Source organism: Chromobacterium sp. CCUG 30098, assembly GCF_059916605.1.
Genome location: NZ_JAUCGS010000001.1, coordinates 1063566 through 1083227, shown reverse-complemented (window position 1 = coordinate 1083227; position 19662 = coordinate 1063566). Strand labels below are relative to the sequence as shown.

At 59.7% G+C, this 19662-nt stretch carries 14 protein-coding genes; 6 read left to right on the top strand and 8 right to left on the bottom strand.

Going from position 1 to position 19662, the window contains the following annotated elements; genetic code table 11:
- Position 1 precedes the first annotated feature (1 nt).
- The 8 genes from QUG03_RS05040 to QUG03_RS05005 all read right to left on the bottom strand — a co-directional run bounded on the left by QUG03_RS05040 (position 2) and on the right by QUG03_RS05005 (position 12179).
- Complete coding sequence (locus tag QUG03_RS05040) at positions 2 to 430, bottom strand: flagellar protein FlaG (protein ID WP_043642102.1); 429 nt, start codon at positions 428 to 430, stop codon at positions 2 to 4.
- Positions 431 to 507: 77 nt separating this feature from the next.
- The gene (locus QUG03_RS05035) at positions 508 to 1356 is read right to left on the bottom strand and encodes a flagellin N-terminal helical domain-containing protein (protein WP_227104796.1); all 849 of its coding nucleotides are present in this window, start codon (positions 1354 to 1356) and stop codon (positions 508 to 510) included.
- 194 nt (positions 1357 to 1550) lie between these two features.
- Positions 1551 to 2399, bottom strand: coding sequence for a flagellin N-terminal helical domain-containing protein (locus QUG03_RS05030; RefSeq protein WP_227104797.1), 849 nt, complete (start codon positions 2397 to 2399; stop codon positions 1551 to 1553).
- Positions 2400 to 2642: 243 nt separating this feature from the next.
- Complete coding sequence (locus QUG03_RS05025) at positions 2643 to 6491, bottom strand: glycosyltransferase (protein WP_500819569.1); 3849 nt, start codon at positions 6489 to 6491, stop codon at positions 2643 to 2645.
- Positions 6492 to 6722: 231 nt separating this feature from the next.
- Positions 6723 to 8747 carry a class I SAM-dependent methyltransferase gene (locus QUG03_RS05020; protein ID WP_500819568.1) on the bottom strand — a complete coding sequence of 675 codons (2025 nt, stop codon included), beginning with the start codon at positions 8745 to 8747 and terminating at the stop codon, positions 6723 to 6725.
- Positions 8744 to 10033: a class I SAM-dependent methyltransferase gene (locus QUG03_RS05015; protein WP_500819567.1), complete on the bottom strand. Its 1290-nt coding sequence runs from the start codon at positions 10031 to 10033 to the stop codon at positions 8744 to 8746. The genes QUG03_RS05020 and QUG03_RS05015 overlap by 4 nt, the downstream gene beginning before the upstream one ends.
- 222 nt (positions 10034 to 10255) lie before the next feature.
- Complete coding sequence (gene pseB / locus QUG03_RS05010; protein WP_500819566.1) at positions 10256 to 11251, bottom strand: UDP-N-acetylglucosamine 4,6-dehydratase (inverting); 996 nt, start codon at positions 11249 to 11251, stop codon at positions 10256 to 10258.
- A gap of 199 nt (positions 11252 to 11450) precedes the next feature.
- Positions 11451 to 12179 (bottom strand): S-methyl-5'-thioinosine phosphorylase, encoded by a 729-nt coding sequence (locus tag QUG03_RS05005; RefSeq protein WP_500819565.1) that lies wholly within the window; start codon positions 12177 to 12179, stop codon positions 11451 to 11453.
- A gap of 283 nt (positions 12180 to 12462) precedes the next feature.
- Between QUG03_RS05005 and QUG03_RS05000 the strand changes: the two genes are divergently transcribed.
- The 6 genes from QUG03_RS05000 (at position 12463) to QUG03_RS04975 (ending at position 19616) form a co-directional block, all read left to right on the top strand.
- Positions 12463 to 13098 carry a TetR/AcrR family transcriptional regulator gene (locus tag QUG03_RS05000; protein WP_500819564.1) on the top strand — a complete coding sequence of 212 codons (636 nt, stop codon included), beginning with the start codon at positions 12463 to 12465 and terminating at the stop codon, positions 13096 to 13098.
- Positions 13095 to 14078, top strand: a complete 984-nt coding sequence (hlyD, locus tag QUG03_RS04995; RefSeq protein ID WP_500819563.1) for a secretion protein HlyD — start codon at positions 13095 to 13097, stop codon at positions 14076 to 14078. Before QUG03_RS05000 ends, hlyD begins: the two co-directional genes overlap by 4 nt.
- 1 nt (position 14079) lies before the next feature.
- A complete protein-coding gene (locus tag QUG03_RS04990; RefSeq protein WP_500819561.1) occupies positions 14080 to 15819 on the top strand; it encodes an ATP-binding cassette domain-containing protein in 1740 nt (579 codons plus the stop codon).
- Positions 15816 to 16949 (top strand): ABC transporter permease, encoded by a 1134-nt coding sequence (locus QUG03_RS04985; RefSeq protein WP_500819560.1) that lies wholly within the window; start codon positions 15816 to 15818, stop codon positions 16947 to 16949. Before QUG03_RS04990 ends, QUG03_RS04985 begins: the two co-directional genes overlap by 4 nt.
- 154 nt (positions 16950 to 17103) lie before the next feature.
- Positions 17104 to 18204: an ABC transporter permease gene (locus QUG03_RS04980; RefSeq protein ID WP_500819558.1), complete on the top strand. Its 1101-nt coding sequence runs from the start codon at positions 17104 to 17106 to the stop codon at positions 18202 to 18204.
- On the top strand, positions 18201 to 19616 hold the full coding sequence (locus QUG03_RS04975) for an efflux transporter outer membrane subunit (protein ID WP_500819556.1): 1416 nt from the start codon (positions 18201 to 18203) through the stop codon (positions 19614 to 19616). Before QUG03_RS04980 ends, QUG03_RS04975 begins: the two co-directional genes overlap by 4 nt.
- The last annotated feature ends 46 nt before the right edge of the window (positions 19617 to 19662 follow it).

Genomic DNA, 19662 nt, shown 5'->3' with positions numbered 1-19662 from the left:
CTCAAGCCTTGTCCTTCAGCAGCATGCCCTTGAAGTCGCCAATCGCCTTGGCGATCCGGATCGCGTCCTCGGAAGGTATCTGCCGGATGACCTTCTGAGTTTCCTTGTCCACGACTTTCACCACCTGCAGGTCGGTGTCCTTGTCCACCGAGAACTCCAGCTGGTTATTGTACAGCGAGGCCACGCTGTTCAGTTGCTTCAGCGAAGACTGCAACTGCTCGGTAACCGATGGTTTTTCCTTGGCCGCGGTATTCTGCGCCTGCTGCTGCTGCGCCTGCCCGGCGGCAGCCACTGCCTGGGCATTGTCCGGTAAAGCGGAAGCGGCCTTATCGGCTCCCTGCCCGCTTTGTGCCAGCTCCACCGTTTGCTGCCGCGGCGCGGATGCGCCTGCATTGGCAATCGGCAGCGATTGTAAAGAAGGTATTTGCATGACAACTCTCCTGACGCGCGCAGCTCCGGTTGCCCAACCAACCGGAGCCGCCGCTGGCTCATACCATCATTCTAGACTTATTGCAGCAGGGTCAGTGCCGACTGCGGCAGCGAGTTGGCGTTCTTCAGAATCGAAGTACCGGCCTGTTGCAGAATCTGGTTTTTGGTCAGGTTAGCAGTTTCCGCTGCGAAGTCCACATCCACGATGCGGCTGTTGGCTGCGGTCAGGTTTTCCACGTAGTTCTGCAGGTTGGCCACCACCGCATCGAAACGGTTCTGTACCGCACCGAAAGTGGACCGGATATTCGAGATCGAGGCGATGTCCGCATCCAGCGACGACAGCGCGCCCGATGCCGCGCCCTGAGTGGTCACGCTCACGGTACCGGTGTTGGTCAAGCTCGAGTTGTAGCTGTTCAAAACACTGGCGGACGTCAGGTCGGTCGACGAAATGGAAACCTGGTTATTGGTTGCGCCGGACGAGCCCACCTGGAAAGTCAGTACCGAACCGCCGGACAACAGGCTGGTGCCGTTAAACTGGGTGGTTTGAACGATACGCGAAATTTCCTGGGTCAGTTGGTCCACTTCACTTTGCAGCTGCGAACGGTTGGTATTGCTGACCGAACCGTTGGACGCTTGCACCGCGATTTCACGGATACGCTGCAGGTTGTTGGCGATCTGGCCCAAGGCGCCTTCCGCCGTCTGACCGACGGAGATGCCATCGTTGGCGTTCTTGATCGACTGATTGTTACCACGGATGGCGGCAGTAAGGGTCTGGGAAATCGCCAGACCGGCGGCATCATCCTTGGCGCTGTTGACTCGCAGACCGGAAGACAGACGCTGCAGAGAGACTTGCAACGCGTTGTTCGAGTTGCCGAGGTTACGCTGCGCATTCAGCGAAGCAATGTTGGTGTTGACGGTAATAGCCATGTTAGTTCTCCTGATCTACACAGTTGGGCAAAGCGACTTGCTTACTCACCATATCGTCAGAGGCACAATAAACTTTATAGCTGCAATGTGAATTTTACCGTAAAACCACTCTCTACCGTTTTCCGTATCAGGCCCGAAACCCAACGAAGCAGGGCGTCCTGGCCAAACAGACGCCCTGCTCTTGCACCCTCAACTTACTGCAGCAGAGTCAGCGCCGATTGCGGCAGCGAGTTGGCGTTCTTCAGAATCGAAGTGCCGGCCTGTTGCAGAATCTGGTTCTTAGTCAGGTTGGCGGTTTCCGCGGCAAAGTCTACGTCGATGATGCGGCTGTTGGCCGCAGTCAGGTTCTCAGTATAGTTCTGCAGGTTGGAAACCACCGCATCAAAGCGGTTCTGCACCGCGCCGAAAGTCGAGCGGATGTTCGAGATCTGGGCAATATCCGCATCCAGCGAAGACAAGGCGGCGGAGGCACCCCCTTGGGTGGTCACACTAATCGTGCCAGTATTGCTCAAACTGGAGCTATAAGTGTTCAGCGTGCCGGCCGAGGTCAAGTCGGTGGACGAAATCGACACTTGGTTGGTGGCTGCGCCGGACGATCCCACCTGGAAAGTCAGTACCGAACCGCCGGACAACAGGCTGGTGCCGTTGAACTGGGTGGTCTGCACAATACGCGAGATTTCCTGGGTCAGCTGATCCACTTCGCTTTGCAGCTGCGAACGGTTGGTATTGCTGACCGAACCGTTGGATGCTTGTACCGCGATTTCACGGATACGCTGCATATTGTTGGCAAGCTGGCCCAAGGCGCCTTCAGCGGTCTGGCCAACAGAGATACCATCGTTGGCATTCTTGATCGCCTGGTTATTGCCTCGAATCGCCGAAGTCAGTGTTTGCGAAATTGCCAGACCAGCCGCATCGTCCTTAGCGCTGTTGACGCGCAGACCGGAAGACAGACGCTGCAAGGACACTTGCAGGGAGTTGTTGGAACTGCCGAGGTTGCGCTGCGCGTTCAGCGACGCAATATTGGTGTTTACGGTAATAGCCATGTGATTCCCCTAGAGATCAAGACTGCGTCAAGCGGAACGCCGTGATTTGCGCAGCATGCTTACTAGATCGTCTAAAGGTTAATAAACTTGACCAAAATGGTATTTTTACCAAACAACCATCCAAACGGATGCCTCCTTCCCTCGCCCGATGGCGAACACCCAAACTGCGCGGCAAAGTGAAAAACAAACTGCCCCGCGGCTTGCGCCGCAGGGCGATTCTCTACCAGACGCTTGACTCAACGCTCAACCATGCAGCACATGGAACCAGTCTTCATGGTGATCCTCCAGCCAGTAGTGCCTCTCAACCCAGTCACGTAGCTGCTCGCCCTCCCGCTCACTGGCGTCTCGGTCATACACCTTACTTCTTATCGCCTCAATCCAGGCCTCCGCTACATTGGGTACTCGGCACACTGGCGCCGCATTGGTCTGATAAGGATAAATATCGGTGCAGACTACCGGCCACCCCAAAGCGCCATACTCCAGCAAACGCAGATTGCTCTTGGCCTCGTTGAAAGCGTTAAGCTCCAACGGCGCCACCGCCAAATCCAGATTCAACTTGGCAATCGCCTCAGGATATTGATCAAATGGCACGGAATGATGCACCTCAGCTACATAAGGACGGAACTGCGGCAGGCACATACCCATGAAGACCCAGTCCACCTCCGCTGCAGTTTGCTTGATGACCTCAAACAACAGTTCCAAATCTCCCCGATGTTGAGAGGCACCAACCCAACCAACTCGAGGCTTCGCACCAACCCGTCTTTGCGGCCTCAGTTGCCCCCAAACACTTTTCCGCAGCCTGTTGGGCACTACGACGATTTCGTCCACCATTCCTTGAGTGAATGCGGCCAACGGTTCTGTCGACACAACAAGAGCATCACTCAACTTCAGCACTCTACGAAGCCTCTGCTTCGCATCTGGATACAGGCGTTTCCAGTGGTCGTATAGATTACTCTTCACCGGCGTGCCGCCCACCAAGTCGTCAATCCCGAACACCACTCGCATTTGCGGAATGAACTCGCGATAAGCCGTCAGCGCGTCATAGATTCCGTCATTGATACCGGTATGCAAGAGCAGGGTGTCCGGCGCATGCCGCGCCATTTCAACAACCGACAACGCGCCCTGAGTCGGCTGGTGAATCTCCCCGTCAAGCCGTCCCTGCTCTTGCAGAATGGACAGCGGCTGGCTCAGCCGATACTCGCCGCTCCCCCCCGGAACCGGCATCCCCAGAACACGTTTACGTCCCGGCAACTCAGGATCCCAGGCAACGCAACGCTGCCACTCCACTTCCATCTTTCTTCCACGCAGAGACAAGTGGCGGTTAAAAAATGGATCACGTCGCATCAACGGCAGCCATTGCCTCAGCATCGCATCCATTTCATCGCGCTCCCTCACCGCCGCCTGCAACGCGACGCGAGGGTCTGACGTGGTTCGTCCAATACTTTTGGCATGATGGTGGTACAACACCACAAAAGGGTTGTACACATTACGATAGCCCGCAGCTTGAACCTTCAGGCAAAAGTCTACATCGTTGAAGCAGACTTTAAATTTGTCTTCGTCCAAACCGCTGACTTGCAGGTAAATTTCTTTACTCACCAAAAGGCAAGCACCCGTCACAGCGGAATAGTTCTGCCCGGTCAGAATCCGATTCTGATATCCGGACTCGGAGATATCCATCGGCTCAAATACATGATCGGCGACAGACCTCATTCCGCCCGGCAAGCCAAGAATAATGCCCGCATGCTGAATTTGCCCCACCTCGGGGTACAATAAGCGGGCGCCGACAGCCCCTACCCCAGATTGCTGCCCCACCGCCAGCAAACGCTCAAGCCAGGACTCCAAAATGACTTCCGTATCGTTGTTCAACAACAAAACGAACTCGCCGGCCGCTACACTAACGCCTAAATTGCACTGCGCGGAGAAATTAAAAGGAGCATCGTATTCGACAACCTTGATCCGCCCAGGGAATCTCCCAGCCATATCCTCATAAAACTCGCGGGTCTCAGGCTGCTCCGAACGGTTGTCAACAATAATGACTTCAAACGACTGATACCTGGTTTTCTCGAACAGGCTTTCGAGGCATGGTTCTAAAAACTCCAATTTATCCCGGGTAGGGATAATGATGGAAACCAAGGGACTCCCCTGCACTTTGATATCAAAATGATGGGTGCCCGGCACATAACCGTCGCCCACATCGGCGGCTAGCCCCAGTCTGATGGCATGGTTCTCCAGAGCCACCTTCCGCGCCGCCGTCGCCAAAGGACCAATAACACTTTTGTCATATGGAAGGGAAAGCAGCACATCATCCACATGCCCTATCGCATCCCTTCCCTTCAACTCGAACAAGCGCAACAGGCATTCATAAACATAAGCCCCCGGGTACGGCTGCAAGCCATTCAATGCCACTAGGGCTCTAGTCGAAATCGCAACTCCCGCCCCGATATAGTCCATGGAGCGCAAATACTCCGGGGAGAAATCCGGTTTGAACGAGGGCAAAAAATATTCCCCCATAGGGGAAACGACATCGCTATCGCAATAAATAGCCATCCATTCAGGGTGAGCATGGGCCGCCTCGGCCAATCTAACCAGCGCGCGAGACTCCAAGCGGAAGCCCGCCGGCAACAGCATGGCCCAATCCGCATAGCAGTCTGCAACGATATCGTTAAAAACTTGGGTCAAGCGCTCAGGATCGTCCAGCGTAGGCAGCCTCACCCACCCCAGCTGCGGGCTATTCTGAAACACGGGATCCGGCATCTCCCAATCCGCTAAGACCAGTAAACGCCAATTCGGATACAGCTGCTTCTCCATTGCCGCCAACGACTCTACCAAGCGTCGTTTTTCGGCGGCGGGTACCACGGTTACCAGATTGAACGTCGGCCGTACCGACCACGCTTTCACCATTCTCTCGGCAAACTGTTCTGCGTGAACTTCCCGCAATTGGTGATTGTTCTTCCAAATCTTGTAACGCTGCTCCTCAATCGCATCTTCCGGACATGACGATTGCAAGATGGGCCTGCCGATTTTGCTGGGACTGCGGATTTGGACAGCCTTCGGCAAAACACTATTCCAGACCGCGATATGCTGGCTTATCGTCCCTTCCAACGTTCGTTGCTGCAAGATGTAATTGCGTGCCCTGGAAGCCAGCGACTTTCTTGCCGCGTGGTCTTCAACCAAGGAAACGATGGCATTGAACCAAGCGTCCTCATTGTTTTCAACAGCCAGCGCCAGCCCCTTTTCCTTGGGCTCGGCATAAGGAGGGAGGTCCGACACGATACTGGCGGCCCCCACTACCGCGTAATCAATCCACTTGATATCCGACTTACACAGATTGAACCCGTCTTCCTCCAATGGAGCCAGTCCAATATCTATTTTCAAATCAGCAAGATAAGAAAAATAGTCGTGATACATCACACCTTTGGGACCTTGCTTCACCCCTTTCAAGCCAATCATGGTCTTGGGAACATTTCCCCAAAACACGAACTTTACCGCGTCCGCATACTCATGATAAACCCGTAACAGAGCACCAGAAATCAAGTCCAAATCTCGCCCATGAGTGCTGGTACCTGCAAACCCAATAACAACCTGATCATCCCGCTCTCTTGGCTCTACAAAACGAAACTGGCTCAAGGAGTTTGGAATTACTACGACATTCTGATTATAAGCAACAAATTTTTTAGCCAACTCTGGCGTACTGACAGTCACAACAGAACAATATGGCAATATCCACTTTATATGCTCAGTGGATTTAAAGAAATCATCATACATCGGGTTACTGCTTGGCAAACCCAGCAACCAATCATCAATATCAAAGACAATGGGCTTCTTGGATTCGATAATAATCTTCATCAAATCCATATAGCACTTATCTATAAACCATCGCTGTACAATAAATGCGTCCATGGACTCAACAAAATGGGCATCTGAATCGAACCCATAATCGCCCACCAGGCGATGAGCCTCTAGGTTTTTATAAAAATAAGTATCAACCACGCCTGCGAGCAAAGACAGAGGATCACCCAATCTAAGCTTGAAACAAGCATGATCAAAGTGGTCTCTAGACAAGATGCCGATACGGGGATTTCTTTTTTCCATGAGATGAGGTCCGCCTGCAGAGAAGACGCCAAGCCGAACATAGTCAAACCATCATTGCAACGGTTTTGATCACCGCCATTATCCTTGGCATGACTACTTCGGCACAGTCCGATACAACCACACACAAAAGCTTGCCGACACCGCTGCATCATTCAGGGTGGCGCAAGCACACCGTTAACAAACAAGAAGCGACCCCTCTGAGGCCGCTTCTCGCTCAACAAGCAGTCGATCCTATGCCTTTTCCAGCAGAAGATAAAACTGTAACGAGCACATTTCCAACATTTCCTCATGGGTGACATTTTTAATCACCATGCGCTCAGTTTCGATATTGCACGGCAATGAGCCTTGGGCTCGATTGAAAATATCCTGCAGCCGGCCATCAAGCGCATTCATCTTATTTACGACTTTGTAGCCGGTTTCCTGACAAAATTTAAGCAGCTCTCGAAGGGTAAAGAAGCGAATATGCGTGATATCCAACAATCCTTCTTTGGCATAAGTCCAATTTCCTTTGGCCAAATCATCCATCAATGCGAGGTTACGCACATTCGGCACGCTGAGCAGCACTTGCCCTTGCGAAGATAGATAACGGTGGATTTTCACCATCACATCCCATGGGTTGTACATATGCTCAAGCACATCAGCCAGCACCACGGCATCCAGGCTGCCCAACGCCATGCCTTCCACCTCTAGGTCGAAGTCCTCAAATTTTCCCAACAGAACTTTATCCAGTTGACGGCTGGCCATCTCCGCAGCGGCATGGTTCATTTCAATCCCCCATACCTGGCAAGATGGAAAACGCTGCTTAATCAAAGCGCCATTACCGCCCCCCGCGCACCCAATGTCCAGCGCCAGGTGAGGCTGGTTGCTGAACAAGCTGATTAAATCCTTGCGCCCCGTTGTATGGTAGCCAGCGGTCAAATCCGTATGTTCGTTATCCAGGTATTGCTGCCACACCAGCCGTTGCGGGCGCACCCGCAAGCCTTGCGCCATATCTGCCATCAACTGGGCCACTCGCGATGCCGCCAAACCATCCGCTCCGCCATGATGGTAATAAACCAGTCGCTGACGAGCCTGATGCAACTGGGCATTGCGCTCTTCCTTATCCTCCAACAGCTGCAGAATGCATGCAGCCAACTCGTGGGCCTCCACTTCCTTGATCCCGGTCTCAGCCTCAAAGCAAGGCCCCATCAGCATACCCGAGCTATTCATCAAGTTGACGACGGGGGTATCCGCCATCATGCCCTCCACCAAATAATTGGAATCAACCGCTACCAATACATCCGCGGCAGCGGCAAAGGCGGGAGTATCCTCCATCACGTAATAATACTGACGGCCATCGGATCCCAAGGCCGCCAATAATTCGGAGCAACAATGCTCGCCTATCGCCTGGTTGGCTGGCCTATCCTTGATCACCGCGTTGATCTTGCAACCATGCTGCGACAAAGCTTCGCAAGCGCTCAAAAATGCCAGCATCGTGTCCGCATAAGCATGCTCATTGCAATGCGCGCTAAGATTGGCTGCCCAAGTTGTACCGAAAACCACGATCGGCAAATTGGGATCCATCTCATACTTTTCGATTAAAGCTTGACGATACGCCGCCTTTTGGACTCTAAGTTGCGCATAGCAGTCCCATGCGGGGTTGCCCGTTAACTCCAGACGTTCCGGCTCAATGCCCAAATCCAAGAAGCCTTCCTTGCCGCGCTCCCCGTAAACAGCCATCTTATCCGCAATCAATTCTGCATGAACGGTGTAAGGATCGGCCAAGGCAATGCCATGGGAAAGATGCAAGCTTGGAACACCATGCGCCCTCGCCCAGGCCGTGGCGACTTTTCCCAAACGCGTGACGTCTTCGCTAGTGACGAACAGCGACACGTCGAACTCCTCAGCCGCCGCAGCCAAACCATCCAGCAATTGCACCGACATTGGCAATTCAAAGCTCAAACGCTCTTTGATCACCTCAACCAATGACGCGGTATTTTCCTCGTCGGCGAACTCTTCGCCCCAGTTAAGGACGGCCAAATGCTCGTTCAACGCCGCTAGGGACGGACTGGCTTCTCCAACAGCGTTATATCCGTCAGGCAACAGACTTTCCAAGCCCACTACCGCGCAGCCGCACTCCGCCGCAAGGTTTAACAGCGCCGGCGTCATGCCCGCTGATGTCGTCACAATGACCATGGGATCAAACATCGCCAGGAACTGGCGCAAGGCGCCCAGCTGGTTATCCCACAGCAGGCTTATAATTGCTTTTGGTTTCATCCTTGGTTCCCGCCAAAAATGCCATAGTGTTTTGCCAATAAGGTATCCACCAAGTGGTAATCCGCGCCCAAGGTAAGATCAACGCCATGCCTGAACTTCTCCCGACTGCCGGCGGACCACCCCTTGACCAGACCCATCACCCGCTGATCCAGGCCTTCCGCCGCCAGCCAGGCGGAAAATTGTTGGACGCGCTCTTCGGAAAGCAGCCCGGCAAAGTCATAAGCAGGGCTACGTTGCACCAAGGTTTTCAACAGGCAGTAGAAGAAATGCCGCGCGCGCAAGGGCTGCAGCAGACGGTCCAACTCCTGGGAAAGGTCCTCGCTGGGCAATAGCATCCACGGCATCAACGCCCGAAACGACTGTTGCCCCAACGCGGCGTCTTTTTGCCTCTGTTCTTCGGCCCAGGCCTTATTGCCAGCCTCGTCCGCACGGTTCTCCAAGACCACAAACATGCGCCCTGCGACCTTCGGCGTCAACCGCGCCACCAAGAGTTCCTCAAGGAACAAGCCCAACTCCAACAGATGCGGGTCTCGAGCAAACCATGACAACACCCGTGTCCATCGCTTGGTCTTTTCCAGCGGCTCGTACAGGAAGGCATTGATATTCCCCCCACCGAGAAACGCGCCATGCGGAACCGCATCCATGATGGCGAAGCCCTCTTGATCGGCAAACGCCACCAGCTCATCGACTCGGATCCTGGACATGTAGCGACCAAAATTAGAGGGGTCTTCCGCCTCACGCATAACAGCTGGCCACTGATTGGTATCCGCGCCGTAGGCCGCCTCGAAATGGTCTCGCGAGTGAATATCGAACACGATGCGCCCTCCCGGCCTCACAACTCGCTTCCACTCCAGCAAAGCTTCCCGCCAGTTGGGAAAATGCACCATCACGTTCAAGGCGATCGCACTATCAAAGCTCTTTTCATCAAACGGCAACTTAGTGATGTCACCCAGTTGCAATGTAATGGGCATGTTGCCGGCCAAGCGACGCGTTTCGTTCAACATGGCTTGGGAGCTATCAATACCCGTTACGTGAAAACCTTGCTCTATCAAAGGCAAACTGGCCCGTCCGGTACCGATACCGATATCGAGTATCTCCTTGCCCCAGACATGCCGCTTAATGGTGCCTACCTCCAAAGCATTCTTCAGATAGTTAGTGCTGGTGTTTTCCACCATCCTCCCGGAGTACCAGCTAACCATGCCAGCATCCTGCCACGCCTGGGTTTTCCAGTTGATCAGACTGTCGTCTTCGTAACTCGCAACCGTAGTCGCGGCTTGTTTACTCATTTCAACGCTTCCCATGTGAACGGCATGCCCCGTTTCAGGGCTCTCGTGGCAGGCATACCATGACAATATCAAAAAACTTCGGCGGAAAACCAAACCTCAACTCATTCAGAACCAGCCATCCAGCCTATCTCGCACTCTAGCATCCAGTCTGCTGGCTGACTCAATATGAAGGAAAGCTTCTTAAATTCACCGAGCTACAAGTTGAAACTCTATTAATCACTATCAGGGCGTTGCTTGATCCAAGATCTGTAGCTCGGGAATACTCAAAAACGTGGGATTGCTTTCAGAGGAGTACTGAAACCCTTCCTGTACCAATACTCCGATCTCGCCTAGCTGATTGGAGTTATAGTCATGATGAATAGTGAAGCGAATCGACGGGGCGATCACATAATGATCGGTAAACTCATAGGTGTGCAGACTATCGTCTGCAGAAATCATCAACTCATGCAACTTCTCTCCCGGCCTAATACCGATATGGAGCAGTGGGAGCTGCGGAGCCATGGCGGTAGCCAAGTCCACAATGCGTACTGAAGGTATCTTCGGCACAAAAAGCTCTCCACCCTGCATACGTTCAAAATTACTGAGCACAAAGTCCACTCCTTGCTGCAAAGTAATCCAAAAACGAGTCATACGTACATCGGTAATGGGCAAGCTGCCTGCGCCGCTGGCCACAAGCTTTCGGAAAAAAGGTACGACCGAGCCGCGCGACCCCACCACGTTGCCATAGCGTACAACCGCAAATCGCGTTTTATGGCTGCCTACGATATTATTTGCGGCCACAAACAGCTTATCCGACAACAGCTTGGTTGCCCCATAAAGGTTGATTGGACTGGCCGCTTTATCGGTAGACAACGCAATCACCTTCTCCACCCCGCACTCCAACGCCGCGCCAATCACGTTTTCTGCGCCATTGACATTAGTGCGAATGCATTCTGTCGGATTGTACTCTGCCGCTGGCACCTGCTTGAGCGCCGCAGCATGCACAACTAGGTCGATGCCGCTCATCGCTAACCTCAGGCGCTCCTTATCACGGACATCCCCGAGGAAAAACCGCATGCAGGGGTCGAAAAACTCCTGTTGCATTTCAAACTGCTTCAACTCATCACGAGAGAACACTACCACACGCGCTGGTTTAAATCGCGCCAAGAGCGTGGTGATAAATTTACGGCCAAACGAGCCCGTCCCTCCGGTAATTAAAATGGACTTGTTGTCAAACATCGCTGTGCTACTCCGATCTCTTGAACAAAGACGGGAATCAAGCGCAGCGACAAACCGCCAGCATCATGCTGCGCTGTATGCGTACAGGTAAAACGCCCTTTCGGCGTTTTGATCCCCTGTACGCGACAACACTCCCACTGCGTATTGACCATGCAAACGAAAGCAATGTCCAGAAGCAGAAATTGCCGCACTAAACATACTATCTTGACAATAGCTCAGCCAGCACCGACATCACCACCTCCACCCCCATCGCCCCGGTGGTGGCGTCGAACTCCACCGTCGCCGCGCCGCCCTTGCCGGCCGCCCAGTTGCTGACCAAGCACAGATGCGCATAAGGCAGATTCATCTCCCGCGCCAATGCCGCTTCCGGCATGCCGGTCATGCCGACTATATCGGCGCCATCTCGCTCCAACTTCAATATTTCCGCGGCGCTTTCCAAACGCGGCCCCTGAGTGCAGGCGTAAACGCCGCCCACCACGCCGCTGTGGCCGCTGTCCGCCATCGCGCGGATCAGGCGCTCTCGCAACGCCTCGTCATAAGGCGAGGAGAATTCGGCGTGCACCACCGGGCGGTCCAGCCCCTCGAAGAAGGTATGCTTGCGGCCCCAGCTGTAGTCGATGATGTTGTCCGGCACCACCAGGCGGCCCGGCGGCATGTCGGGGCGGATGCCGCCCACAGTGCCGATGGCGATCACGCCTTTGACGCCTTGATCGTGCAGCGCCCAGATATTGGCGCGGTAATTGATTTCATGCGGCGCCAGCGAATGGCCGTAGCCGTGGCGCGCGATGAACACCACGTTCTGCCCGTTCAATAGGCCGAAGGTCAGCGCGCAGGAGGGATCGCCGTACGGGGTGCGCACAACTTGACGGTGGGTGACTTCCAATACGGGCAGCTGGGCCAGGCCGCTGCCGCCGATGATGGCCAACATGATGTGTCCCCTTGTAATGGCGCGACGAATCGCTGTTTTTGCCGCGGCCTGAGCTGGGCGGCTGTGGGATTCTTGCTTGCGGCGAAGCGCCGACGCTCCAATTATGGCCGATTATTTTCCGCCGGCACATGCCGCCGCGCGGTGAATTTACCCGCGGCCGCAGGGCTGACGACGGCCGCTTTTGAAAACAAGCACTTGGCGAGCCGGCTGGAATTCCCGATGATTTATACAGATGTACAAATTCGGCTTGCATGAACTTATACGTTCGTATAAGAATAGATGTATGAAACCGAACAACGCGACTCGACAGCAATTGCTGGACTGCGGACTGGCCATGGCCAAGGAGGCCGGCCTGCGCGCACTCACCGTGCGCGGCCTGTGCCAGCGCGCAGGGGTCAATCCGGGCAGCTTCGTCTACCACTTCGGCAGCCGCGACCGCTACTTGGCCGAACTGCTGGAAAACTGGTACGCGCCGCTGCTCCGACACATGCAATCGCAGTTGCAGCAGCAAGCGTCGGCCTTGCCGCGGCTGCAGACCCTGCTGCGCCAGCTGCTGGCCTTCGTCGCCGAACACGGCGAGCTGATCGCCCACATGCTGCTGGACGCGGCCGCCGGCGAAACCGCCGCGCAGGGCTTTCTGTCCACGCTGGCGCCCCGCCATCCCAAGCTGCTGCTGCAAAGCATTGCCGACGCGCAACAGGCCGGCGAACTGGAACGCGGCGATCCGCTGCACCAGGCGCTGTTCCTGATGTCGGCGCTGGGTCTGCCGGCGCTGGCCCAGCACATCATCGCCGGCAAGCCGCTGCTGCCCGGCCTGATCCAGCAAGCTTTCAACACCTACGCCATCGATCCGCGCCATATCGAGCAACGCCTGCAATGGGCGCTGCGCGGTTTGCGCCCATTGGAGCCACAGCCATGAAGCGTCCCCCTCTGCTCATCGGCCTCGTCGTCGTCGCCCTGATCGCCGGAGGCGGCTACGCCTGGCGGCAACGGCAGCTCGCCCAAGAACGCCTGAGCCTGTCCGGCAACGTCGACATCCGCGAAGTCAGTCTGTCCTTCCGGGTGGCCGGCCGCTTGCGGAGCCTGAACGTGGACGAAGGCGCCAGCGTACGCGCCGGCGAGCTGCTGGGCGAACTGGACGCGCGGCCTTATCAGAACGCCTTGCGCGACGCCGACGCCGGCCTGGCCGCCGCGCAGGCGCGCAGGGCGCTGTACCGCGCCGGCCCGCGCAGCGAGGACATCGAACAGGCGCAGGCCAATCTGGACGCGCGTCGCGCCGCGCGGCTCAACGCCGAGCAGACCTACCAGCGCCAGCGCCAACTGGCCGACACCGGCGCCTCCGCCCAACGCGCGCTGGACGAGGCCCGCGCGCAACGCGACCAGGCGGCGGCGCAGGCCGAGGCGGCGCGCCAGCAATGGCAGGCGCTCAAGCGCGGCTACCGCAAGGAGGAGATCGCCGAGGCCGACGCCAACGCCGAACGCGCGGTGGCGCAACAGGCCCAGGCCCAGCTGCAATTGGCCGACACCCGGCTGCTGGCCCCGGCCGACGGCGTCATCCTCACCCGCGCGGTCGAACCCGGCAGCATGCTGAGCGCCGGCGGCCCGGTGTTCACCCTGTCGCTGACCCGGCCGGTGTGGGTGCGCGCCTACGTCGCCGAGCCCGAGCTGGGCAAGGTGGCCCCCGGAACCAAGGTCAAGGTCCGCAGCGACGGCCGCGCCCAGCCTTACGACGGCGTGGTCGGCTTCGTCTCCCCCAGCGCTGAATTCACTCCCAAGAACGTGGAGACCCAGGACCTGCGCACCGCCCTGGTCTACCGGCTGCGCGTGGTGGTGCAAAACCCGGACGCCGCGCTGCGCCAAGGCATGCCGGTGACGGTGACGCTGGCGGACGGCCGCTGAGATGGACGCGCAAAACGCCATTGTCCTGTGCGGCTTGCGCCAGCGCTTCGACGCGCACGAGGCGCTGGCCGGCATAGACGCGACGATACGCCGCGGCGCGGTCACCGGCCTGGCCGGGCCGGACGGCGCCGGCAAGACCACCTTGCTGCGGCTGCTGGCCGGCCTGCTGCAAGCCAGCGACGGCGCCGTCCGCGTCGAAGGGCTGGACCCCATCGCCGACGGCGACGCGCTGCGCGCGCTGATCGGCTATATGCCGCAGCAATTCGGCCTGTACGAAGACCTGACGGTGCTGGAAAACCTGGAGCTGTACGCCGATCTGCGCGGCGTCGCCGGCGAGCGCCGCCAACGCAGCTTCGAACGCCTGCTGGCCTTCACCGACCTGGCCCGCTTCACCGCGCGGCCGGCCGGCAAGCTGTCCGGCGGCATGAAGCAGAAGCTGGGCCTGGCCTGCGCGCTGCTGGGCGAGCCGAGGGTCTTGCTGCTGGACGAGCCCAGCGTCGGCGTCGACCCGATTTCCCGGCGCGAACTGTGGAAGATGGTGGGCGAACTGGCCGCCGACGGCATGACCGTGCTGTGGAGCACCTCCTATCTGGACGAGGCCGAACGCTGCGACGAAGTGCTGCTGATCAACGCCGGCCAGCTGAGCTACGCCGGCGCGCCCGGCGAGCTGATCCGACGCATGGAGGGCCGCAGCGTGCAGCTGCGCGGCATCGCCGGCAACCCTCGTCAGATACTGCGGCGCGCACTGCGTCAGCCGCAAGTGCTGGACGGCGTGATCCAGGGCCAGGCGCTGCGCCTGGTGCTGCGCCAGGCCGGCCGGCCGCCTGAGCTGAGCGCCTTGCAGGCCGGGCCGGACGCCTGTTTCGTCGTGGTTCCGCCGCGGCTGGAGGACGCCTTCATCGAACTGCTGGGCGGCGGCCCCGGCGGCGACTCGGGCCTGGCCGAGCAGATGCCGCCGGCGCAACTGCCGGCCGGCGTGGACCCGGACGCAGTGATCCGCGCCGAACAGCTCACGCGCCGTTTCGGCGATTTCGTCGCCGCCGACAATATCGACTTCCAGGTGCGGCGCGGCGAGATCTACGGCCTGCTCGGCCCCAACGGCGCCGGCAAGTCCACCACCTTCAAAATGCTGTGCGGCCTGCTGCGGCCCAGCGCCGGCCAGGCCAGCGTGATGGGCATAGACCTGAAACGCAGCGCCAGCCGCGCGCGCCGGCAGCTGGGCTATATGGCGCAGAAATTCGCGCTCTACGGCAATCTCAGCGTCGCCCACAATCTGGACTTCTTCTCCGGCATCTACGGCCTGAGCGGCCAGACGCAACGCGACACCGTCGCCGAAATGGTCCGTGTGTTCGCGCTCGCGCCCTATCTGGACATGCTCGCCGGCGCGCTTCCCCTGGGCTTCAAACAGCGGCTGGCGCTGGCCTGCGCGCTGATGCACCGGCCGCCGCTGCTGTTTCTGGACGAACCCACCTCCGGCGTCGACCCCATCACCCGCCGCGAATTCTGGACCCATATCAACGGCCTGGTGGACAAGGGCGTCACCGTGATGGTCACCACCCATTTCATGGACGAGGCCGAATACTGCGACCGCATCGGCCTGGTCTACCGCGGCCGGCTGATCGCCAGCGGCACCCCGGACCAGCTCAAGCGCCAGGCCGCCGGCGTCGATGAAGACGTCACCATGGAGGAAGCCTTCATCCGCCTGGTGGCGGCCGACGACCGCGCCGGAGTCCCCGCATGAGCGCCGCCGTCAAACCCGCCCGCCTGCTGGCCTTGTGCCGCAAGGAAGCCATGCAGATCGTGCGCGACCCCAGCAGCATCCTGATCGCCTTCGTGCTGCCGATGGTGCTGCTGTTCATCTTCGGCTACGGCATCAATCTGGACGCCAACAAGGTGCGCATCGGCGTGGTGCTGGAAGACAGCGGCGTCGAAGCCCGCCGCTTCGCCGACGCGTTGGCGGGCTCGCCCTATCTGGAAGTCCATCCCGGACATGACCGCGCCGAGATGCGCGCGCGGCTGGCCGCCGGCGAAGTGCGCGGCATGGTGGTGATTCCCGCCGACTTCTCCGCCAAAACCCTCCAGGGACGCGGCGCGGCCGCGGCGCAGCTGCTCACCGACGGCGCCGAGCCCAATACCGCCAACTTCCTGGCCAGCTATCTGCAAGGCGCCTGGCAGATCTGGCAGACCCAGCGCGCGCAGGATCGCGGCCTGCCGCCGCCGGCCCCGCTGCGGCTGGAGCCGCGCTACTGGTTCAATCCCGACACCGTCAGCCGCAACTATCTGGTGCCCGGCTCCATCTCGGTGATCATGACCATCATCGGCGCGCTGCTCACCTCGCTGGTGGTGGCGCGCGAATGGGAGCGCGGCACCATGGAGGCGCTGCTGTCCACCCCGGTGACCCGCGCCGAACTGCTGCTGTCCAAAATCCTGCCCTATTACCTGCTGGGCATCGCCGCGATGCTGGTCTGCGTGCTGGCGGCCACCCTGTTGATGGACGTGCCGCTGCGCGGCTCCTGGTGGCTATTGTTCATCGTCAGCAGCCTCTTCCTGGGCAGCGCCCTCGGCCTGGGCCTGCTGCTCTCCACCGTCACCCGCAACCAGTTCGTCGCCGCCCAGGGCGCGCTCACCGCCGCCTTCCTGCCGGCCACCATGCTGTCCGGCTTCGTGTTCGAGATCAACAGCATGCCGCCGCCGGTGCAGGCCGCCACCTATCTGGTGCCGGCGCGCTATTTCGTCAACGCGCTGCAAACCCTGTTCCAGGCCGGCGACATCTGGCCGGTGTTGTTGCTCAACACCGTCTGGCTGCTGCTGTCCGCGGCCTTCTGGCTGGGGCTTACCGCGCTTAAATTCCGCCGTCGGCTGGATGATTAGAGCCTGTTCAAAATCTCGCGAGCAAGAGCGAGACAAGGCGAAAACGGCTGAAGAAGCGGAATGTACATAAAGTACATGAGCATTCTGAGGAGGTTTTCAACGCGGTATCGCCGCAGCACAGCAGATTATGAACAGGCTCTTAGAAAGGTCTACCATGTGGCACGCACTGCTCACCCTGATCCACAAAGAACTGCGGGCCCTGCTGTCCAACCCGCAAAGCCGCCGGCTGCTGATCATGCCGGTGCTGTTGCAACTGCTGCTGTTCCCCTTCGCCGCCACGCTGGAAGTCAAGAACAGCACCCTGGCCATCTACAACCAGGACGGCGGCGCCGCCTCCATCGAACTGTCCCAGCGCCTGGCCGCGGCCCAGGCTTTTCCGCAGCTGCTCAATATCCGCAGCGAAGCCCAGTTGCGCGACGCCATAGACCGCCAGCAAGCGCTGCTGGCCATCCGCATTCCGCCGGATTTCTCCCGGCGGCTGGCTCAAGGCAGCGCGCCGCCGCTGCAAGCCGTCATCGACGGCCGCCGCTCCAATAGCGCGCAAATCGCCTTCGGCTACGCCCAGCAAATCGTCGCCCAGTACACGCGCGAACTCAGCTCCGCGCCGCCGCCGGCCCAGTTGCTGGTTCGCCATCTGTACAACCCCAATCTGGAATACCGCTGGTTCGTGCTGCCCAGCCTGGTGGCCATCATCACCACCATAGGCTGTCTGATGGTCACCGCGCTGTCATTGGCGCGCGAACGCGAGGAAGGCACGTTCGACCAATTGCTGGTCACCCCGCTGACCCCCGGCTACATCATGGCCGGCAAGGCCGTGCCCGGCATGCTGGTGGCCGCGCTGCAAGGCAGCGTCATTTCCGCCGCCGCGGTATGGATCTACCAAGTACCCTTCGGCGGCGGCGTCGCCCTGCTCTATCTTTCCATGCTGTGCTACGGCCTGGCCCTGTCCGGCTGCGGCCTGCTGATCTCGGCGCTGTGCGCCAACCAGCAGCAGGCCTTTCTCGGCGTGTTCGGCTTCATGGCCCCGGCGGTGATTCTGTCCGGTTATATGGCGCCGGTGGAAAACATGCCCTGGCCGCTGCGCGCGCTCAGCGCCGCGGACCCGCTCAGCCATTTCATCATCGTGATCAAGGGCCTGTTTCTCAAAGGCTACGGCGCGGCCGAGGCCTGGCCGCACTTGTGGCCGCTGCTGCTCATCGCCGCCGCCACCCTTGGCCTGGCCTACCTGATCTTCCGTCACCGGAGCGGACAATGAATCCATCTCGCCTCGCCATCTGCGTCTTGCTAGCCCTGCTCGCCGGCTGCGTCGTCGGCCCCGACTACCGGCCGCCGACGCCGGCGCAACTGCTGCCCGCCGTCAGCGCGGAAACCGAGCCGGAAGCCGCCGGCTGGTGGCAGGCCTTCCAGGACCCGGCGCTGAACCGCCTGGTCGGCGCCGCGCTGCGCCATAGCCCGGACCTGGCCAGCGCCGACGCCAACATCCGTCAGGCGCGCGCCGCGCTGGAGATCAACACCGGCGCACAATGGCCTCAACTCAACGCCGGCGGCCGCGTCAGCCGCGACCAACTAAGCCGCCGCGGCGAAGCGCTGGCCAATATCCCCTTCGCCAACCCGCAGACCCTATTTACCGACTACCGCGCCGGCTTCGACGCCAGTTGGGAAATCGATCTGTTCGGCCATACCGCCCGCAGCGTGGAAGCCGGCCGCGCCCGGCTGGACGCCAGCCGAGAGCAAGCCGCCGACGCCGCCTTGCGCGTGGCCGCCGAAACCGCGCGGCTGGCGCTGGACTACCGCTACTGGGGCTTGCGCGCCGACAACGCCGCCGCCCAGGTCCGCTGGCGCGCGGAACTGGCGCGGCTGAGCCGGCTGCAAGTCCAGGCCGGCCTCGCCGGCGCCGGCGAACTGGATCAGGCGGAAACCGAAAGGCTGCGCGCCGACGCGCAGCTGCAACCGCTGCTCGCCGCCCGCCAGGCCGCGCTCGCCGCGCTGGGCCCGCTGACCGCGCTGCCGACGGAACAGCTGCGCGCGCTGCTGGACGCCGCCGCGCCCGCCCCGCGGCTGCCCGCCGCGCCCGCCGCCGGCCTGCCGTCGGAACTGCTGCTGCGCCGGCCGGACCTGCGCTCCGCGGAACGGCAGTTGGCGGCCGCCAGCGCCGACATCGGCGTAGCCGCGGCCGAGCAATACCCGCGCTTCAGCCTGCTGGCCAGCGGCGGCTGGGACAGCGTCCGCCCCGGCGACTTCGCCTCCCAGGCCAGCCGCTACTGGAGTTTGGGGCCGCAGCTCAGCCTGCCGTTGTTCGCCGGCGGCCGGCTGCAAGCCCAGGTCCGGGCGCGCGAGGCAGGCTACGACGCCGCGCTGGCGCAATACCGCAAGGCGGTGCTGCAAGCGCTGGCCGATGTGGAAACCGCGCTGCTGCGCAGCCAGGCCGGCCGCGTCCAGGACACGCGGCTGGCCGAGGGAGAAGCCGCGCTGCAACGCCAGCTTGGCTACGCCCGCCAGCGCGTCGCCGTCGGCGAGGCCGCGCAAAGCCACGTGCTGGAAGCGCAATTGCAGCTTGCCGCGCTGCGCGAACAGCGGCTGGCCGCGCGGCAAACGCTGTCCGCCGACCTGATCGCGCTGTACAAGGCGCTGGGCGGCGACACCCAGGCCGGCAAGCCGCCACGCTAAACCGGCCCCCGCGCCGCGTTTAAGCTGCGCTTAAGTTTGCGGTGTT